This is a genomic window from Photorhabdus thracensis, assembly GCF_001010285.1.
GTDB lineage: Bacteria > Pseudomonadota > Gammaproteobacteria > Enterobacterales > Enterobacteriaceae > Photorhabdus > Photorhabdus temperata.
The window spans coordinates 3421380-3441230 of the sequence record NZ_CP011104.1 but is presented as its reverse complement, the minus strand read 5'-3'; the positions used below and the strand labels follow the sequence as shown (position 1 = coordinate 3441230).

16 protein-coding genes, 1 pseudogene and 1 riboswitch are annotated in these 19851 nt (G+C 41.8%); of the genes and pseudogenes, 8 read left to right on the top strand and 9 right to left on the bottom strand.

Going from position 1 to position 19851, the window contains the following annotated elements; all coding sequences use genetic code 11:
* Positions 1 to 184 precede the first annotated feature (184 nt).
* From sgrR to VY86_RS14790, 3 genes are all read left to right on the top strand, one after another.
* Positions 185 to 1855, top strand: a complete 1671-nt coding sequence (gene sgrR / locus VY86_RS14800; protein ID WP_046975510.1) for an HTH-type transcriptional regulator SgrR — start codon at positions 185 to 187, stop codon at positions 1853 to 1855.
* Between the two features lie 624 nt (positions 1856 to 2479).
* Positions 2480 to 3166: a DNA mismatch repair endonuclease MutH gene (mutH, locus tag VY86_RS14795; RefSeq protein WP_023044018.1), complete on the top strand. Its 687-nt coding sequence runs from the start codon at positions 2480 to 2482 to the stop codon at positions 3164 to 3166.
* Positions 3167 to 3258: 92 nt separating this feature from the next.
* Positions 3259 to 3978: a TerC family protein gene (locus VY86_RS14790; RefSeq protein WP_046975509.1), complete on the top strand. Its 720-nt coding sequence runs from the start codon at positions 3259 to 3261 to the stop codon at positions 3976 to 3978.
* Between the two features lie 151 nt (positions 3979 to 4129).
* Here the strand turns inward: VY86_RS14790 and speB are convergent, their stop codons facing one another.
* Together speB and speA are read right to left on the bottom strand one after the other, a co-directional pair.
* Positions 4130 to 5053: an agmatinase gene (gene speB, locus VY86_RS14785; protein WP_046975508.1), complete on the bottom strand. Its 924-nt coding sequence runs from the start codon at positions 5051 to 5053 to the stop codon at positions 4130 to 4132.
* A 174-nt stretch (positions 5054 to 5227) separates the two neighbouring features.
* The gene (speA, locus tag VY86_RS14780; protein ID WP_046975507.1) at positions 5228 to 7132 is read right to left on the bottom strand and encodes a biosynthetic arginine decarboxylase; all 1905 of its coding nucleotides are present in this window, start codon (positions 7130 to 7132) and stop codon (positions 5228 to 5230) included.
* Between the two features lie 634 nt (positions 7133 to 7766).
* Here speA and metK point away from each other — a divergent pair.
* A complete protein-coding gene (gene metK / locus VY86_RS14775; protein WP_046975506.1) occupies positions 7767 to 8939 on the top strand; it encodes a methionine adenosyltransferase in 1173 nt (390 codons plus the stop codon).
* Between the two features lie 149 nt (positions 8940 to 9088).
* A complete protein-coding gene (locus VY86_RS14770; protein WP_046975505.1) occupies positions 9089 to 9589 on the top strand; it encodes a SprT family zinc-dependent metalloprotease in 501 nt (166 codons plus the stop codon).
* A 195-nt stretch (positions 9590 to 9784) separates the two neighbouring features.
* Here VY86_RS14770 and VY86_RS14765 read toward each other — a convergent pair whose 3' ends face one another.
* The 3 genes and pseudogenes from VY86_RS14765 to VY86_RS26550 form a co-directional block, all read right to left on the bottom strand.
* The gene (locus VY86_RS14765; RefSeq protein WP_046975504.1) at positions 9785 to 10852 is read right to left on the bottom strand and encodes a magnesium transporter; all 1068 of its coding nucleotides are present in this window, start codon (positions 10850 to 10852) and stop codon (positions 9785 to 9787) included.
* Positions 10853 to 10926: 74 nt separating this feature from the next.
* Positions 10927 to 11098: riboswitch (M-box (ykoK) riboswitch) on the bottom strand.
* A 153-nt stretch (positions 11099 to 11251) separates the two neighbouring features.
* Positions 11252 to 11584 carry a DUF6694 family lipoprotein gene (locus tag VY86_RS14760; protein WP_046975503.1) on the bottom strand — a complete coding sequence of 111 codons (333 nt, stop codon included), beginning with the start codon at positions 11582 to 11584 and terminating at the stop codon, positions 11252 to 11254.
* Between the two features lie 182 nt (positions 11585 to 11766).
* Positions 11767 to 11983 (bottom strand): annotated as a pseudogene (locus tag VY86_RS26550) (hydroxylamine reductase); the annotation flags it as partial.
* Positions 11984 to 12670: 687 nt separating this feature from the next.
* Between VY86_RS26550 and VY86_RS14750 the strand changes: the two are divergent.
* Both VY86_RS14750 and VY86_RS14745 read left to right on the top strand, forming a co-directional pair.
* Positions 12671 to 13807, top strand: a complete 1137-nt coding sequence (locus VY86_RS14750) for an ABC transporter substrate-binding protein (RefSeq protein WP_046975501.1) — start codon at positions 12671 to 12673, stop codon at positions 13805 to 13807.
* 331 nt (positions 13808 to 14138) lie between these two features.
* Entirely contained in the window at positions 14139 to 15623 is a 1485-nt protein-coding gene (locus tag VY86_RS14745; RefSeq protein ID WP_046975500.1) for an aldehyde dehydrogenase family protein, read from the top strand.
* 2 nt (positions 15624 to 15625) lie between these two features.
* Here VY86_RS14745 and VY86_RS24860 read toward each other — a convergent pair whose 3' ends face one another.
* The 3 genes from VY86_RS24860 to VY86_RS14735 all read right to left on the bottom strand — a co-directional run bounded on the left by VY86_RS24860 (position 15626) and on the right by VY86_RS14735 (position 17216).
* Positions 15626 to 15772, bottom strand: coding sequence for a hypothetical protein (locus VY86_RS24860; protein WP_158019969.1), 147 nt, complete (start codon positions 15770 to 15772; stop codon positions 15626 to 15628).
* 180 nt (positions 15773 to 15952) lie between these two features.
* On the bottom strand, positions 15953 to 16387 hold the full coding sequence (locus VY86_RS14740) for a tail fiber assembly protein (protein WP_046975499.1): 435 nt from the start codon (positions 16385 to 16387) through the stop codon (positions 15953 to 15955).
* Between the two features lies 1 nt (position 16388).
* Positions 16389 to 17216 (bottom strand): phage tail protein, encoded by an 828-nt coding sequence (locus VY86_RS14735; protein WP_046975498.1) that lies wholly within the window; start codon positions 17214 to 17216, stop codon positions 16389 to 16391.
* A 469-nt stretch (positions 17217 to 17685) separates the two neighbouring features.
* Here VY86_RS14735 and tadA point away from each other — a divergent pair, with 469 nt between their 5' ends.
* On the top strand, positions 17686 to 18192 hold the full coding sequence (gene tadA, locus VY86_RS14730) for a tRNA adenosine(34) deaminase TadA (protein ID WP_071881034.1): 507 nt from the start codon (positions 17686 to 17688) through the stop codon (positions 18190 to 18192).
* A 76-nt stretch (positions 18193 to 18268) separates the two neighbouring features.
* On the opposite strand, the gene mltF is transcribed toward tadA, so the two are convergent.
* Complete coding sequence (gene mltF, locus VY86_RS14725) at positions 18269 to 19690, bottom strand: membrane-bound lytic murein transglycosylase MltF (protein ID WP_046975497.1); 1422 nt, start codon at positions 19688 to 19690, stop codon at positions 18269 to 18271.
* Between the last annotated feature and the right edge of the window lie 161 nt (positions 19691 to 19851).

Sequence of the window (19851 nt, the reverse complement as noted above, 5' to 3'; positions counted from 1 at the left end):
CAATATACAATAAGAAAAAAAGCCAGTAAGCTTTCTTACTGGCTGGCAAATCACCATTACTCAAGAAAATTGGGGGAGAAGCCAGATTTCGTTCTGGCCTATTGAGCTACTTTCAATAGTGATAATTATCGGCTTAATATAAGGAAACAAAAATTGATCAATAATACTACGGAGTTCCTCTTTTATGCCCAGCCCACGCTTACAACAACAATTCATCCGATTATGGCAACACCATCAAGGAAAAGAGGCTGAAACAACGTTACAAGAGCTGGCAAATGTATTGCACTGTTCAAAACGCCATATCCGTTCACTGCTCAACAACATGCAGAAAGCTGGCTGGTTACAGTGGCAGGCAGAGTCCGGTCGGGGGAAACGTTCTCAGCTGAATTTCCTGCAAGATGGGAGGAAACTCCAGCAACAACGGGCTGAAGAGCTGCTTGAGCAACAGAACATTGAGAAACTGGTTCAGCTGGTTGGCGATAAAAACACCGTTCGTCAGATGGTGCTATCCCAGATTGAACGCCGTTTCCGTCAAGGAAAAAACTTACTGCGGATACTCTACTACCGCCCTTTCCCTAACCTGTTACCTGGATCACCTTTACGCCGTTCTGAAATTCATCTGGTCAGGCAGATATTTAACAGTCTGACACGTATAAATGAGGAAAATGGGGAACCAGAAGCTGATTTAGCTCATCACTGGCAACAGCTATCTCCAAATCATTGGCGCTTTTATCTGCGACCGGCCATCCATTTTCACCACGGCAGAGAATTACAGATGGAGGATGTCATTACTTCGATACAAAGGTTACGCCATCTACCTCTTTTCTCCCATATTGATAAAGTCACCACCCCCACGCCACATGTGATTGATATTTTTCTTTCAGAACCTGATCACTGGCTCCCTTTATTGATTGGCAGCCCACACGCCATGATTTTGCCTCAAGAGTGGCAGCAACTATCAAACTTCTCTCGTACGCCAGTAGGAACTGGCCCTTACCAGGTAATAAAAAACAGCTCACAGAAATTACAAATTCGTGCCTTTGATAATTACTTTGGCTTTCGGGCGCTGATTGATGAGGTGAATATATGGATTCTGCCAGAATTAGCCGAGAAACTGGTTTGTACAACCCTGCATCTGGAAAGTGACAGCGCGGGTAATAACTCGTTAGAAAGCAGGATGGAAGAAGGTTGTTATTTCCTGCTGCATGACCACCGTTCGGCTCAATGCAGGCGAGAAGATGTTCGCCAATGGCTATGCAGCCTGTTAACACCAATAAATCTGTTAGCGCATTGCGACCCTTTTTATCAACGCCACTGGTCGCCCGCATATGGTCTGTTACTGCGCTGGCATCACAGTAAGCTTATACCCGAGTTGAGCAAACCAGAGGATATTACTCATCTGACCGTCACTCTTTATCATCAACATCACGAATACCACACAATCAGTCAGATCCTTCAGACCATACTGACCAAATGTGGTGTCGAATTGAAAATTAATATTGTGGATTATGACACATGGTTCAATGGCGACGCCGAAAGTGACTTCTGGCTTTCTACCGCCAATTTTTATAATCCTCTGGAATTTTCGCTATTCGCTACATTGTATGAGATACCATTATTGAAAAAATGCCTCGGTGATAACTTGAATAAAGAAGTATCACAATGGCGACGACAAGAATTATCGCTTGAAGAGTGGTGCGAAAAAATAGTTGATGAACATTGGCTCTATCCGCTGTTCCACCACTGGCTTGAGTTACAAGGCCAGCGAAGTATGCGAGGCGTCAAAATGAACACCTTTGGCTGGTTTGATTTCAAATCTGCCTGGTTTAACCCATTTGACTACCCCTCTTCCTAATAAGGAAGAGGATTCCCAGAGGCTGGCTAATAAGGGGTAATTCACAGAAAAAGCCAGAGTTATGAACATACACAGGTGTACAAACCCACTTTTATTCACTTTTTCTGTGGATATCTATGTGAAAAAGGCAGGGGTAATTCAAGTATAGCTTTATGTTATGAATTATCAATCTATAGACAAAAAATGAAATAGTATTTATTTTTCATTGAAATAGCAGCCATTTACCTCGCTATTTCAAACACCCATCACGACCATAATGGATAACATCAGCCGGGGAGAACAAAAAACAACCAATAACGATGTTACCCACAGGTTATGCTTTTTAGTTAAGCAAAAAACAGGTTTTTTGTAGAAAAAAGTGTTAGTCAAACCTGTAAATCAAACCAGTGATCTCATTTTTGTCTACTTATCCCATAAAACTGTGGATAACATGGTGTAAGATCCTGTTCATTATTACCAGCAATAGGTGAACAACAGAGTCACTCAATCTTACAATACTTGAAACAGCAATAAAAAATGTTTGTATATCATGCTATTATCACTTTATTAGTTATTACGTAAAACCCAGATTTATTATTCACAGAGAGTAAGGTTATTTTTTGACCTAAAAAGCGGATATCCCAAATGAACACATTTTTTTCCCCTCCTCTTCCACCGGATAATGAACAACAGTTGTTTGAATGCGCCCAACTCCTGGCTGGTTTATCAATGGGAGAACTGGCGGCAAAAGCAGATTTACCCATCCCACCCAATCTGAAACGGGATAAAGGCTGGGTAGGCATGTTGTTAGAATATTATCTCGGTGCCAGTGCCGGCAGTAAACCAGAGCAGGATTTCGAGCATATCGGTGTTGAGCTTAAAACTATTCCTATAGACAGAAGGGGTTATCCATTAGAAACCACGTTTGTCTGTGTTGCACCATTAACAGGAAACAGTGGTATTACCTGGGAAAGCTGTCACGTAAAGCGCAAATTATCGCGGGTGCTATGGATACCCGTTGAAGGTGAACGGGAAATTCCTTTAGCTAAACGCCGGGTTGGTTCCCCCTTGTTATGGAGCCCTAATAAAGAAGAGGAAGAGTTACTGCGTCATGACTGGGAGGAATTGATGGATCTTATCGTACTTGGCAAAGTAGAGAGCGTTACGGCCCGTCATGGTGAAGTATTGCAGTTACGCCCTAAAGCAGCCAACAGCAAAGCATTAACAGAAGCAATCGGAGCACATGGACAGCCTATTATGACTCTGCCCCGGGGGTTCTATCTGAGGAAGAATTTTACGGCCCCGCTACTGGCTCGCCATTTCCTGATTTAAAATTGATCTCTGACAGGTTTTTTCATTGATATACTTACCTTGTACTCAGTCATGCGTATAATTGAGTCTTTACCTTAAGGTTTTAATAAGCAATGTTAGAATGGATTGTTGATCCCCATGCTTGGATGGCACTTGCCACCCTGACAATTCTGGAAATCGTTTTAGGGATTGATAACATTATCTTTTTGTCACTTGTTGTGGCAAAACTCCCTCCTCATCAACAAAATAAAGCACGCAAAATCGGGCTGATGGGCGCGATGCTAATGCGCCTGGGGCTGCTGGCATCCATTGCCTGGGTTATCCGGCTGACCTACCCGATCTTAACGGTTTTTGAACATGATGTTTCTGCCCGAGACCTAATCTTATTCTTTGGCGGCCTGTTCCTGATATGGAAAGCCAGTAAAGAGATTCACGAAGCCATTGAGGGGGGCAATGAAGAAGGCTTAAAACGCCCCGTTCACTCTTTCTTAGGCGCTATTATCCAAATTATGCTGTTGGATATTATTTTCAGTCTGGATTCTGTCATCACCGCCGTTGGTCTCTCCGATCATCTGTTTATTATGATGGCCGCGGTTATCATCGCAGTCGCTGTCATGATGTTGGCTGCTCGTCCTATCGGCGAATTCGTTGATCGTCACCCCTCAGTAAAAATGTTGGCGCTGTCATTCCTGATCCTTGTGGGCTTTACCCTTATTCTGGAAGGCGTACAAATGCACATACCTAAAGGTTATATCTACTTTGCGATGTTCTTCTCAATGGCAGTAGAAACACTGAATCTGATGCGTGGGAAAAAGAAGAAGAAAGAAAATTAGTCATGACTCTGCAATAGCGCTAAAAATATCATTTTCTATGTAACAAAAAATCGCCGGTTATTCCGGCGTTTTTTGTTATATGGGGATAGATTCACAACTCATTACAAGATTATTCACTATCCCCTAAGGCTATATGTTAATACAGAAGAATTTAGATTTTCTTAGCCGCTTGTAAATAAAGCATCTCCAGCGCGATAGTCGCACCTGCCAGAGCGGTAATCTCGGACTGGTCATAAGCTGGCGCAACTTCCACCACATCCATACCCACAATATTCAGCGGCTGTAAACCACGCAATAATTTCAATGCGCGATCGGTTGTCAAACCGCCAATTACCGGTGTACCGGTACCAGGTGCAAAAGCAGGATCAAGACAATCGATATCAAAAGTCAGGTAAACCGGCATATCGCCAACAGTCTCTTTTATCTGAGCAACCAAATCATTCACATCACGGTCATTAACCTGAGCGGCATCCAGCACCGTAAAACCATCATCCTGACCATGCTCGGTACGGATACCAATCTGTACTGAATGATGTGGGTCGATCAACCCTTCGTTTGGCGCATGATAGAACATGGTGCCGTGATCAAATTTGCTGCCGTTTGGATAGGTATCAGAATGAGCGTCAAAATGAATCAACGCCATTTTACCGAAATGTTTGGCATGAGCGCGCAATAAAGGCAACGTAATGAAGTGGTCACCGCCAAAAGAGAGCATACGCTTACCAGAAGCCAGCAGTTTTTCAGCATGAGCCTGTAACTTATCACTCATATTCTGAGCATCGCCAAAGTCGAAGACCAAATCACCACAATCCACAACATTCAAATGATTGCGTAATTTAAAATCCCACGGCCAACGGCTGCTTTCCCACGCCAGGTTGGTAGAAACCTGACGAATAGCCGCAGGCCCGTGGCGACTGCCTGAACGGCCTGATGTTGCCATATCAAATGGCACCCCGGTAATCACCCACTCTGCATCGCTGGAATACGGCTGGAAGTTCAGCGGAAAGCGCAGGAAACCGAAGGCATTAGAAACCAAAGAGTTATCTTGTTGGTTGCCCAAGGTACTTATTGTCATGATATATCCTCAACAGTCTCCCGACAGAACAAAGCTATTTCATTACAGAATAAATACTCAAAGCCATGACAAGATGGGTATCGCTGAAAGAACCCCATATTCATGTATCCTTGATATTTAACTGATATTAATAACCTTATCTGTATATAAAGAGGCTTAGTTAACGCCAGAAGATTATTCATCTTCCAGATATGTGTAGCCATAAAGACCACTTTCAAATTCCAGTAAAAATTGCTCTTGCAAGCTGGCATCCAGATCGGTGCCTTTTACCTGGTCACGAAAACGAACCATCAGTACGTTAGGGTCCAGTTTTACATATTGCAGCATATCAGCGACTGAATCCCCTTCTTCACTTTGGTTATAAGTCACTTCGCCATTATCAAATACATAAACATCAATAGCCGCGGTATCCCCAAACAGATTATGCATATTGCCAAGAATTTCCTGATATGCTCCCACCATAAAGAAACCAATCATTGGCGGGTAATCAGGATCATAAGCGGGCATAGGCATGGTCGTTGCCACACCATCACCATCTACATAATGATCAATGATGCCATCGGAGTCACAGGTGATATCTAACAACACAGCACGGCGTTCCAATGGCTTATCCAGCCCCTCAATCGGTAAAACTGGGAACAACTGGTCGATACCCCATGCATCCGGCATAGACTGGAACAGAGAGAAATTCACATAGAATTTGTCTGCCATACGCTCTTGCAGCTCATCAATAATTGGCCGGTGAGCACGGTTGCTTGGATCAAGATCCTGCTGAATACGACGACAGATATTCAAATACAACTCTTCCGCCCAAGCCCGCTCAGTTAAATCCAGCATGCCATGAGCATATTGTGTATGAACATCATGCAGATCAAGCTGGCTGTCATGCAACGATTCACGTAAAGAACGTCTATTCCCTTCAAAATGCATCTCCTGCCAGGTTTCCCACAGACTAGCGATCGGGCGGGAAGCATCCTCTGCCGGTGGCGTTGTCTGCGTAAATTCATTACGTTCAACCCCGATAACATTGGATACTAACACCGTATGATGAGCCGTCAGGGCACGACCAGATTCGGTGATAACGGTCGGGTGTGGTAAACCATGCTCATCACAGGCATCACCAATACCCCAAATGACATTGTTGGCGTATTCATTCAACCCATAGTTCACAGAACAATCAGATTGAGAACGGGTCCCTTCGTAATCGACACCCAATCCACCACCAACGTCAAAGCACTCAATATTGACACCGAGTTTATGTAATTCGACATAAAAACGGGCTGATTCACGAACACCTGTTGCGATATCACGAATATTCGCCAACTGTGAGCCAAGGTGAAAATGCAGTAATTGCAAGCTATCAAGCCGGCCTGCTTCACGCAGGATCTCAACTAATTGCAGTACCTGAGTCGCAGCTAGTCCAAACTTCGATTTTTCACCGCCACTGGCTTGCCATTTACCCGAACCCTGAGATGCTAAACGTGCACGAACGCCCAAACGAGGGATCACATTCAGCCGTTCAGCCTCTTCCAATACTTGAGCAATTTCAGACATTTTCTCTATCACCAGATAAACCTTGTGACCGAGCTTTTCACCTATCAGCGCCAGACGAATATATTCACGATCTTTATATCCATTACACACGATTACGGTACGGGTCATCCCCGCATGCGCCAACACCGCCATCAGCTCCGCTTTGGAACCAGCTTCAAGCCCTAAAGGTTCACCAGAACTGGCCAGTGATTCAATGACACGGCGTTGTTGGTTAACTTTAATGGGATAAACTAAAAAGTAGTCGCCTTTATAACCATACGACTCTCTGGCGCGTTTAAATGCCGCGTTAATTGAACGCAAACGATGTTGCAGGATTTGAGGAAAACAAAATAGCGCCGGCAAGCGTAAATGTTCCTGTTCCTCCTGAACTCTTTTCACCAATCCCGCAAGATCAATTCTTGCCCCTGGCAAATCAGGGTTTGGACAAACACTGACATTGCCGAGATCATTGACGTAGTAGTAACTCCCTCCCCAATATGCAATATTGTAAGTCTGTTGCATTTTACGAGCGATATTATCATTCATGGCAGTCTCCTTAATGGAGTTAGAGTTTCGCCTTCGCCTGTAATTAATAAATAACTCAAAACACCATCGTTTCGCGTGTTGAGAAATATCAGGGAACAGCATGCTCTTAAGGTTGTAAAAAGCGTTTAGTTACTACTAAACAATGACAAAATTATCGAGTGATAATACGCCTGTACGACATATCCGGCCTATTTGTTGGCAACAGATAACATCGAATTAAAGACATATTAAAAAGAAAGGAAAAAGACGCGGATATATCCGACGACAAGTGTGGCTGTTGGCCATTAGCAATCAGCAGATAATGGTTCATTACCCCATTCACCCCCACACATGACTCATACCAAGGAGCCATTTTCTCAATTGAGAAACAAAAGCTATTAGTATAGCTCTCTGCGAATCTGTAGCACAAAGAATCCAACTACGGCCGCTGTTTATACTCGCAATTACACAAAATTGCAAAATGAAATTGAACAAAACTCACATATAAACAAAGAAATTATTTGTCAGCAGATGAAAATTACCATTTGAACTAAAAAAATCTGGAACAAGGATAAAAATTACCCTAGAATAGCCATCTAGATGTTAATCCATCCGTTTCCAAACTGAAATTATATTTTTAAGGTAACGTTATATAATGACCACATACCTTTTCACTTCTGAATCTGTTTCCGAAGGGCATCCTGATAAAATCGCAGACCAAATTTCTGATGCTGTTCTTGACGCTATTTTGGAACAAGATCCAAAAGCCCGCGTTGCATGCGAAACCTATGTTAAAACCGGCATGGTTATGGTTGGTGGTGAAATTACTACCAGCGCCTGGGTTGATATTGAAGAAATTACGCGGCAAACAGTTCGAGAGATTGGTTATGTTAATTCTGAGATGGGTTTTGATGCAAACTCATGCGCAGTATTAAGTGCGATTGGTAAACAGTCACCGGATATTAATCAAGGTGTTGACCGCGAAGATCCACTACAACAAGGTGCTGGTGACCAAGGGCTAATGTTCGGTTATGCAACCAACGAAACCGATGTACTGATGCCTGCGCCTATCACCTATGCACACCGTCTGGTTCAGCGTCAGGCTGAAGTCCGGAAAAATGGTGTACTGCCGTGGCTGCGTCCTGATGCTAAAAGTCAGGTAACTTTCCAATACAATAACAACAAAATTGTCGGTGTTGACGCAGTTGTCCTTTCAACACAGCATTCTGAAGCGATTAATCAGAAAGATCTACAAGAAGCCGTCATGGAAGAGATCATCAAGCCGGTTCTGCCTGCTGAGTGGTTAACTCCAACAACCAAATATTTCATCAACCCAACCGGCCGTTTCGTCATTGGTGGCCCAATGGGTGATTGTGGCCTGACTGGCCGTAAAATTATCGTAGATACTTACGGTGGCATGGCTCGTCATGGTGGCGGTGCATTCTCCGGTAAAGATCCATCCAAAGTTGACCGTTCAGCGGCTTATGCTGCACGTTATGTCGCAAAAAATATTGTTGCCGCGGGCCTAGCTGATCGCTGTGAAATTCAAGTTTCTTACGCTATCGGCGTTGCAGAGCCAACTTCCATTATGGTGGAAACGTTTGGTACGGAAAAAGTTTCAACAGCAACCCTGACTCTGCTGGTGCGTGAATTCTTCGATTTGCGTCCTCATGGTTTGATTCAGATGCTGGATCTGTTACATCCAATCTACCGTGATACAGCTGCCTACGGCCATTTTGGTCGCCCACAGTTCCCGTGGGAAGCGACAGATAAAGCAGAAATCCTGCGTGACGCTGCTGGCCTGAAGCAATCAGCGGTCAATATGTAAAAGCAAAAAGCCCGGTTTGGATAACTGAACCGGGCTTTTCTTAACATTAGCGGGTTATTGAAGAAATCTTGAAATTGCTATTTTTATCTGGCTTATTTAAGGATTTCTATTAACATTCGACTATCGTCGCCTGCTTCGATTCTTAACACATGCAATCAGTCAGAATTCCAGTTGCCTTACAACAAGCGGTTATGCGTATTTTGCGGCAAAAGCTGCAACAGGCAAACTTATATCTCAATCGTGATTTTCCAGAACCTACGATAAATTACCGCCAGCGTGGTACCTCCGCAGGCAGTGCATATATAAAAGATTGGCAAATCCGCCTTAATCCGGTGCTATTGATTGAAAACCAACAAGCTTTTATTGATGAAGTTATCCCCCACGAACTGGCTCACCTATTGGTTTACCGCTATTTTGGCAAAGTGCCTCCACATGGAAAACAATGGCGTTGGATGATGGAAGAAGTATTAGGTTCCACCGCTAGCCGAACACATAAGTTTGAAGTCGATTCAGTGCGCAGTAAAACTTTCACTTATTACTGTCGCTGCCAACAACATGAGCTGACTCTGCGACGCCATAATAAGATATTACGGGCAGAGAGCCATTATATCTGTAAGAAATGTGGAGAAAAGCTTACTGCTAAATTATAAAAAAATGAGATTAAATTATTTTACTATACCCAATAGATTTCAAATTGCAGCGCGGCGGCTTGAAATCTATTGGGTATATGACAAGCCTATTTTAATAAATAAAGAAATTAATTACTTTCACTGCCAAAAATCGTGGAAGTAACTCACATCCGACCAATAAGATGCCCAATTATTATGGACACCTTATTGATAATATTAAACCAGTTCTGTCATCACTAACTTAGCTATTTCGAAATAAATAATCAGACCAGTACCATCAATAAACGTGGCAATAAAAGGCGCGGATACAACAGCCGGATCAATAGAAAACCTTTTCAATACCATCGGAATAATGGAAGAAACAATGGCACTCCAGACGGTAATGGCAATGATGGTCAAACTGACAACAATTGTCACCTCAATACCTACACCTAAGATCCAAGCACGGATAAGCGCGGCAAAACCAATCGTTACAGAAACTAAAAATGAAGCGGAAACTTCTTTACGTAACACAGCCCACAAATTACGTAAACTCACTTCCCCCAATGCCATTGCTCTGATTAATGTCGAAGTAATCTGTGTACCACTGTTGCCCCCCGTTCCGATTAATAACGGGATGAAAAACGCCAGAGAAATTGCCGCCTCCAGTTGATCTTCAAAAGCTTTAAGTACCGCGCTGGTATAAGCTTCTGCAACAAATAACAACAATAACCAACCAACCCGCTTACGCCATAATGTTATCGGGCTGGTGCTGAGATAAGGTTCATCTAAAGGCAAGGTCGCCCCTTGCAAATGGGCATCGAATGTATTTTCATCTTCGATCAATTCAGCAATATCCTGTGGTCGCAATACTCCCACTAATTTGCCAAAATGAATAACCGGTACACTATCCATGCCACTGTGATTTATCAAACTATAAATATCATAACGCGACTGTTCCGGTGATACGGAAAAATAACTTTGCCTCATAATATCTGATACAAATAAATCATCGGCTACCGTCAATAACACCTTCACCGGTAATATGCCATTCAGATAGCCTTCATCATCAATGACGTATAAATAGGTTGGGATCTGCTCTCCTTCAAGCTGCTCAATCAGATTGCTTTTTACTGATAAAACAGAGTCAGCAACGGATACAGAAATAAAACATTGGCTCATATATGCACTGACAGTTGCATCTTCATTTTTCAATTGATGCTGCTGCTGATCAGCGTTTTTATCATTAATGGAATGATTAGCCGTAGCTAATACATCTACTTTTTCATGGGATGTGACTTTCATGATGTTAGTCCCTATTACTGTTGTGAACTTCAAACAGTACTCACATAGGGGCGAAACCAGATGAGAGAATGCAACAGCTATCTCCACGTCTCAGTTTTAGCACTATACAACGTATCCTGAATTCTCAGAAAGTTACATGGGGATATACCTTGGTTCGATATATCCTGTCCTAATCTTGGGCGTCTCTCGACGTCGTCAGATCAGCAACCTGTGTTTGTATAGGAGCCTCGCCTAACGAGATACTGCACTTAGAATGCGGCACAAATTGTAAGCAAAAATCTAAATAATTCAAGATTGATCGCCTGCTTGTTTAGATTTCATTTAAGTTGCTAACAATAATAAAAAAACGGCACAGATTTTCACCTTTTGCCGTTTAGTGCAAATAATCCTATGAAGGAATTATTTATTTTCTGATTTCTTAGCTTCAACTCTTTCAGCTTCAGTAATCAGTTGGTCAGCTGTTTTACCATCCAGGGATTTATAAAATTTTTGTTTCAATTCTTTTATGTCGCCATTAGCCCCTGATTTAGCCAAATCATTAAAATCGAGGCTATTAAACATAGCTGCCTGAATTGATTCATCAAATTTGGCCTTTTTATCACCGGGCAGCGCATTTCTTACTTTCTCAATGGACGTTTTCAACGCGATTTCATTAGAAGCATCAATTTTAGGTTGGTTATCACAGCTAGCTAATACAGATCCTAACAAACAAATTGCTAACAATTTTTTCATATTCACCCCCGCAGAATATCAAACAAGGGAATAATAACAGAAGCAGAAACAATAAACTGTTTATAATTAGCTAAACTGATAAAGAAATAGGGATAAGGTGAAACTTTTCATTTATTCTATTCCAAAACAATTTCTCCTTGCCAGAACTCCCTGACAACGATTTATCAAGCTGTCAGAATATCCTATAAGTCCTGCTCAACCGTGGTGATTGGACGCATACCAAATTTTTCATTGAATATTGCCAGCAAATTATCTGTCAAGAATGCAGGTGCTGTTGGTCCGGTATAAATATTTTTCACACCAAGAGAAAGCAGAGTCAGCTAAACGAATCGCTAACATAATCGCTGAGTAAGCATCGTTACATTGATCGACATCAAGCAGACGAGGCAAATCTTTCAGGTCATGGCCTGAAATCAGAATTGCTTTACCTGTGACCGGGTGCACATTCACAGATACAGGTTGCGGATCGCCACCGGATGATTAACATTAATCACGGAATTCGCCAAACGACAGCGATTTGCCAGTAATTCCCGCAGATAAATAGCTTCTTTGATATAGCCGATAATCCGCAAAGTATCGAAGTTAACATTGGTCAGTGTGGAGAAAAATGCACGTGGAGCAAAACTGTTTTACCACACACCCCTTGCGCGTAAGCACAACCATTACCCGCAGGAGTTCAGATTGTTTGATCTGGCGCAACTTCGAAAAGCGGAAGTATTTTAAGGCAGGAACATAAGTTGACCTGATAGAAAATATCACTTAATTCATTGTTATTATTAAAAAATAAAAATATTGTTTACCAGAGATACTAAAATCATTTGATTAATATAAATTGTTATCATTATCATTCCGGGTTTAGCATAAACAGATTTGGACCAATCAGATGAGATCGTACCTGCGTTTATCGCCTTACTTAACTATTCTAATAGATAGCGTATTACGACTTTCCGTTGCATTTCACGGTCAATCACAACTTTCAAATATACAGTCCAACCCAGAATGTTCTTTATTTAAGCAACAATGAGCTTCTGATACAGAATCTCATTTTGAAAACCAGCAGATAAAACTCAAAACCAAGGAGAAATAATGTCAGTCATCCACCGTACTGCAAAATATTTTCTGACTGCCATATTGATACTATTGCCTGTCTTTGCTCAGGCAAAAGAAATCATCGTCAAGGATGTCGCCGGCCGGGAGGTTAACGTTGATGCACCGGTCAGTCGGGTTATGCTGGCTGACAGCCGGGTATTGATTGCTCTGAATATTCTTCATCCTGATAATCCGCTTAAAGGTATTATCGCTTGGGATAATGCACTGAAAATCAAATCGCCAGACCTGGCAACCGCCTATGAAAAAGACTTCCCCCAGTTACGAAAGATTCCCGTTTTTCCTAACCCTTATCAAAGCGATTTCAGCGTTGAAAAAGCACTGACTTATAAACCCGACCTGGTTATTTTTGATATTGGCCTCCAAGCCAAACTCAATGATAGCAGAACCATTACTTTACTTGAGAAAGCCGGTATTCCCGTTATCTTTATCGATTTCCGGCAATATCCACTGACAAATACTATTCCCAGTATGACGTTACTTGGGAAAGTATTCGGCGAGGAAGAAAACGCACAAAAATTTATTGCTTTCTATCAGGAGAGGATGAAAACAATTAATGAACGAGTTGGTACGCTGGGCAAAGAACAGCGGCCCCCTGTGTTTATCGAACGCCATGCCGGAATGTTTGGCGCGGAGCATTGCTGTAAAACTTTCGGTAATGGCAATTTTGGTGAATTTGTTACTGCCGCAGGAGGTGATAACCTCGGTGCCCGTTGGTTCCCAGGTATGGGTGGAGAGGTAAACGAAGAACAATTAATCGTCAGCAATCCTGAATTTTATCTGATGACCGCCGCAGATTGGGACAAAGTTCGCCCTGAAAGCCTTTCAGTGCCATTGGGTTATACCGGTAATCTAAAACAGTCACAGGAACGGCTGGAAAAACTACTGACACGACCAAAACTGAATGTATTAAGAGCATTCCGAGAAAAGCGGGTAATCGCACTGTATCACCAATACTACGATACGCCGTTTAACATTATTGCCGTTGAAGTTATAGCGAAATTCCTGCACCCGAATCTGTTCGAAGATATTGATCCACAAGCCGACAGTCTATATCTGCATAAAACTTTTACAGCCCTTGATGGTAGCGGAGTATTCTGGGTCACAGCAAAATAATATTTCCTTTCAATCCGTTGGAATATTCCAACGGATATTTAATTTCACTGTTTATTTATAATTTCCGCTTGTTAATATGCATGATATTTTATATAACACGCTAATAGACATCCATTATTTTGTACTCTACTATACTGGTGCTAAAAAATATGAAATATGACAAGATAAACTTGGTTAGCTAATAAATATAAAGCACACAGATATTCACATACTGAAACTATATTAAGAGGCTATCTCAATAGCGTTATTAATAATCATGGAAAATAAAATAACCTGATGAAATAGATTCTAATTATCACTATTATTAAACCAAAGTAACCGGAGTATGTTAATGAAACGATTACATGATATTGAGAAAGAGATGTGGCCTGTTGAATCCTATAAAATGCTTATCGATGGGCAATGGGTAGATAGTGTATCCAAAGAAACAGCTAAAAGTTTTAACCCGTCAACAGGAGAATTGCTGGCTAAATATGTATCCGGTAATGCTGAAGATGTTGATCTTGCTGTCAGTGCCGCGAAAAAAGCGTTCCCCGCCTGGAGTCAAACCTCCGCAATCGAAAGACAATCCATTTTACTGAAAATAGCTGACTTGCTGGAAGCAGAACAAGAACGTTTTGCTATGCTTGAATCGCTGGATACCGGCAAGCCATTAAATGAGTCCCGGAATATGGATATCCCTGCCTCCATTGACCATTTCCGCTATTTTGCCGGTGTGATCCGTGCCCATACTGATGAAGCTTCAGTTCTCGATAGTAATACACTCAGCTTGGTGATCCGTGAACCCATTGGTGTTGTCGGACAGGTCATTCCCTGGAATTTCCCGTTATTGATGGCAGCATGGAAACTGGCTCCGGCTCTTGCGGCGGGTAACACCATTGTGATTAATCCAGCAACAATGACACCCATCACACTGCTTGAACTGGGTCGGATACTGAATAAAGTCCTGCCGGCTGGGGTGGTCAATATTGTTACAGGTCGGGGATCCGTCGTTGGTCAAGCTATTCTGGACCATGAAGATGTCGAAAAAGTGGCATTCACGGGTTCCACCAGAGTAGGTTATACCGTAGCCGAAGCCGCGGCCAAAAAGCTTATCCCTGCTACATTGGAACTTGGCGGTAAATCAGCCAATATTATCTTCCCTGATGCCAATATGAAAAAAGCCGTAAAATATGCGGCCAAAGCTATTTTGCTGAATCAAGGGCAAGCGTGTGAATCAGGTTCCCGGTTATTCCTGCATAAAGATATTCATGATGAATTCCTCAACTCCCTGAAAGCAGAATTTGAATCTGTCCGGGTTGGTGACCCACTGGAAAAAGAAACACAGATGGGAAGTCAGGTCAGCCAGGAACAAATGGAAAAAATTCTCAGCTATGTCGATATTGCGGAAAAAGAGGGCGCAACTATCCTGACTGGCGGCAAACGGATTACTGGCGAAGGTTATGATGATGGTTTCTTTATTCAACCAACCATTATTATCGATGTGACCAATGAAATGCAGGTAGCACGCGAAGAAATTTTTGGCCCTGTATTGACCGTCATTCCATTCAGTGAAGAAGAAGACGTGATCAGAATGGCAAATGATTCTGATTATGGTTTGGCTGGCGCTGTCTGGACACAGGATATCGACCGCGCATTACGTGTAGCCAAAGCCGTCAGAACGGGTCGTATGTGGATTAACACTTACCATGAGCTGCCGGCTCACGCACCATTTGGCGGCTACAAAAAATCAGGTCTTGGAAGAGAGACACACAAAATGATACTGGATTCTTACACTCAGGTTAAGAGTATCTACATCAAAACCAGTGAAGAATAATATCAATCAGTCATTAGTGATTTAAAGAAGCCTTCCAGTCTGGAAGGCTTAGACCGCTGACCAACCTCATTCAAAATAATGAGGTTGGTTTTTTCATTATGAAAAATGCTGTGTCCATTTTTCCCCATTAAGCCGGTTTGATCGCCCATCTAGGCACCATTTTGGCCGCCATATCTTTATTACTGAGACCATAGCAAAACAGGGAAATAACCACTCACTAATATATCGTTTGGCGGCTAAAATTTAACAGGGGTAAATATATGATGCTTAATAAATACATTTTCCTCGTATGTCCTGGCTCAGTGATCTAATCCCGGTCTTTTTGTTAATTACGGTAATGGTGAAATGGGCCAGTCTATTTCCGATGCTTTCGAAGTATCAACCCGATTAAGCATAATTCGGTATTTTTTCCATTCTTTCAGCAATTGTGCCTCTTCATTTGTTGCCATATCAAGTTCTACAGCATCAGAAAGCGGCGTTATTTTTTCATTTGCAAGAGATAAAAATTGCGCTCTTTGGATTTCCGCTATAGATATCAATTGCTCTTTTGTTGGTGGTGGAATATCTTCCCAGCAAGGAAGGCCATCTTCGCCATAGGAAAGTATTTTTCCTATGGGCGGCATTCCCGAAAACTCATTGAATATGTCATCAGTTACAGATATGGGATCGTTTGGCCATGAGCCTGCTTCAATGTAATCCTGCTGTAATGATAGCGGATAAAATGCTTTATTTAATGCGCTAAATATATAGTTTTTTTCATTCATATTAATACCCTATTGCTCTATAAAATGCTGCTACAGGAATTTGTAAATTTGCAATACTGCTAAAACATTGGAATTGGCCATTATTGACCATCATTATTGAAAATGTGCCAGCATGTTGAGGGGCGTTACCAACGTGAGTTAACGTGACGTTGAGACATGTATTCGGGAATGGGATTGGAAAGTTATTTAAAGCACCAGGTTCGGCATAAGCATTGCCTTTAACTGATGCTATTCCCCACATTTCAATTAAACCCGAAGGTAGTTTTTGCCATCCGACTTGATTCAGGTTAGCGGTAAAAAATGACATATCAGGTACCTGATTTTCACTATTCCCTATCGTTATCTTTGTTGTATCTGATAAACCAAGGTTCTTTATAAACTCAGCTTTATCAGGAATGTCTGCGCCGTTTTGGTCTTTTGCCAGTCGATTATTAGCATTATCATTTACATCAGAAACAAGCTTCTGAGTTGGAGCGAGTGTATTACTGTTGCCTATTTGGTCTGTGAGTTGAATAATCCCTTTTTCTGTTAATGAGGCATCGCGAATTTCCGTTGTGTTTTTTTGTTCTAACGCTTTTTTGAATTGGGCGGTGAGTTTGTCTATATCCCCATTATCCAGAACATCATCGCCAGATTGTGTTGCGATAAAATTAGCGACGACAGTGGATATGGTTGACGACTGACGTAATGCCTTATTTAATAGTTCGGCGGTAATATTTCCTGTTGGAAACCCAGTTTGCAAATTTTGATCTTTTTCATATATTTCTTGATTCACTATATTTGCATTTTCACTAATAGAAAAAGCCTTGAAATCATTCTTTTGACTCATATATTTTCTCCAATTAAGTACTGCATTTTATAAGCAATATAATGAATTTTTATAGAAATAATTTTTCCCTATTCACGCCTGCTATAGTTTAGTGAGAAAAAAGAATAATGGAATATTTTTATAACTTATGGGGTTAACTATTTTTATATAATTGGTGGTAATAAGTATTTTAATGTTTTGTAATCTGAAATATATCTAAACTATTTGTATTTGATGTTTGAAAATGATTTCTATTAATTCCATTTAGGGTCTGAAAAAGTTGGGTGATTGTCATTATCTAAGTCTGTTTTTTCTAATTATTTGTAGTAGGTATGTATAATATTGCTCAATAATATGAATTTCATTTGTGGAGAATATATTAAACAGTCTCAGATATATACTTTCAGGGGAATGATAAGCAAATATATCTGGAAAATAAGTGAAGTAAATCGTTATAATTGTCCCTGATATAATGAAATGAGATACGGCAGTGATTGAAATATATAGTGATGAATATTGGATGTGTAAGGCAATGGAACAGGCAATGAAAGCATGGGAGCAGGGGGAAATTCCTGTTGGTGCTATATTGGTCGCTGATAATAAAATCGTTGCTGAAGGCTGGAATCAGTCCATTATTAAGCATGATCCCACTGCTCATGCTGAAATTATTGTGTTACGGAAAGGGGGAGAGCGATTACAAAATTATCGTCTGTTGAATACCACGTTATATGTCACTCTTGAACCTTGCACTATGTGTGCGGGTTCTATGGTGCATAGCCGGATACAGCGACTGGTTTATGGCGCCAACGATATGAAAACCGGCGCAGTCGGTTCTTTGATTGATATATTGCGCCATCCCGGTATGAATCATCAGATTGAAATTACAGGCGGCGTACTTGCTGAAGAGTGTTCCACGATGTTGAGTGCTTTTTTTAAACAACGTCGGGAGCAACATAAGGTATTAAAAGCCGCCAGAAAACAGCAGGAAGAAAGTTAATACGTCGTGAGGTTTGCGTCAGACTTGGGAAGCCTCATCCGGTCAGAATGGGGTGTCATGATAGCTAGCAAATTGCTTACTCTGCTTTTGATTTTTCTGCTTGGGATGTTAATTTTTTCCGGTTTTCTTTGGCCTGTAAATAGCCAACTAAACTAAGCTGATAACGGCGGATATTCTCGACATAACGATAAGCCTCATGCCCACGGGCATAGCCATAGGTGGTATTGGTATAGTATTTTTTCTGGCTTAACATGGGTATTCGGGCTTTTACATCAAGCCAGCTATTGGGATTTCCTTTCTGTGATGCCGTTAGTTTACGAGCATCCAGCATGTGACCATAGCCCATATTGTAAGCAGCCAGTGCAAACCAGATTCGCTCATCTTTAGGGATGTTTTCAGGTAGTCGTTTCATCAGATTTTGCAAATAGATTGCGCCGCCCTTAATACTTTCTTCTGGATCAAGGCGGTCAACAACACCTAACCCTTTAGCCGTCGGGCTGGTTAACATCATCAGGCCACGCACACCTGTGGGAGAGGTTGCCTGCGGGTCCCAGTGAGACTCCTGCCAGGCAATTGCAGCCAGTAGTTGCCAGCTGATTTCGCCAGAGTATTTCTCAAACAGAGGTTGATAAGCAGGCAGAATATGATCAATAGCACTGAGAAAAGAGAGTGTATCGAAATAATCAAATGAGCCGACATGACCAAAATATTTCTCTTCCAGCCGTGGCATCACATCTTCTTCCGTCATCTGGCTGAAAAAATCCAGCATGGCGGCATAAAGGCTGTAATCATCAATACGTTTTAAATACCACGTCAGGGGATTATCTTCACTGATATCAAAAGCGACGGCCAGATTAGGGTGAGTACGCTGTTGCAACGCGACATTGATAGAGTCGCCCAAGGTGTAATCCAGTTTGCCCTCTGACACCAGTTCCAGTAATTCCCGGGTGTTGTATTGCTGTGTCTCATCCCATTCAAGTTCCGGGTAAGACTCTTCTTTTATCTTTTTCAGCGTACTGACATGAGCTGAACCGGAAGTGACCAGCAATTTGCCTTTCAAATCCTTAAAAGAGCGGGGACGTAGAGTCCCTTTGCGGTAAATCAGCTGTTGAGAAACAGAATAGTAAGCTGGACCCGTGCGGGTTTGCTCCAGTCTCTCCTCATTATAGGTAAGACCAGCAGCCAAAAAATCCGCGTCACCCTTTTCCAGATCATCAAATAACTGGTTGAGATTTGTTCTGAATTTGATTTCCAATTTAACGCCAAGATAATCAGCAAAGCGTTTCGCCAGCTCGTAATCAAACCCATTGGGTTCTTTTTTACTTGTAAGATGAATCAAAGGTGAGCTGATTGTGCTGATCCGTAGCTCTCCCCTGGTCATGATCCTGTTAATCTGCTCCTGCTGTTTATTCGGCCAACTGATGTTCAGACTGATGATTGCAGCAGAAAAAAGAGCGATAACAATGATAACGAAATAGTTTATTTTTATATTATTCAAACAGTTATCTCTGTATAACGCGATGTGGTGCGATGTAAAAACGCGTTATATTATCATGGCTAAATTTCCAGTGATTGAGCATTTTGCGGAACAAAAACTTACGACGCAACTTAATTGATACCATTTGCATAGCCTGGCGATAAGATAATGAGCATTAATAA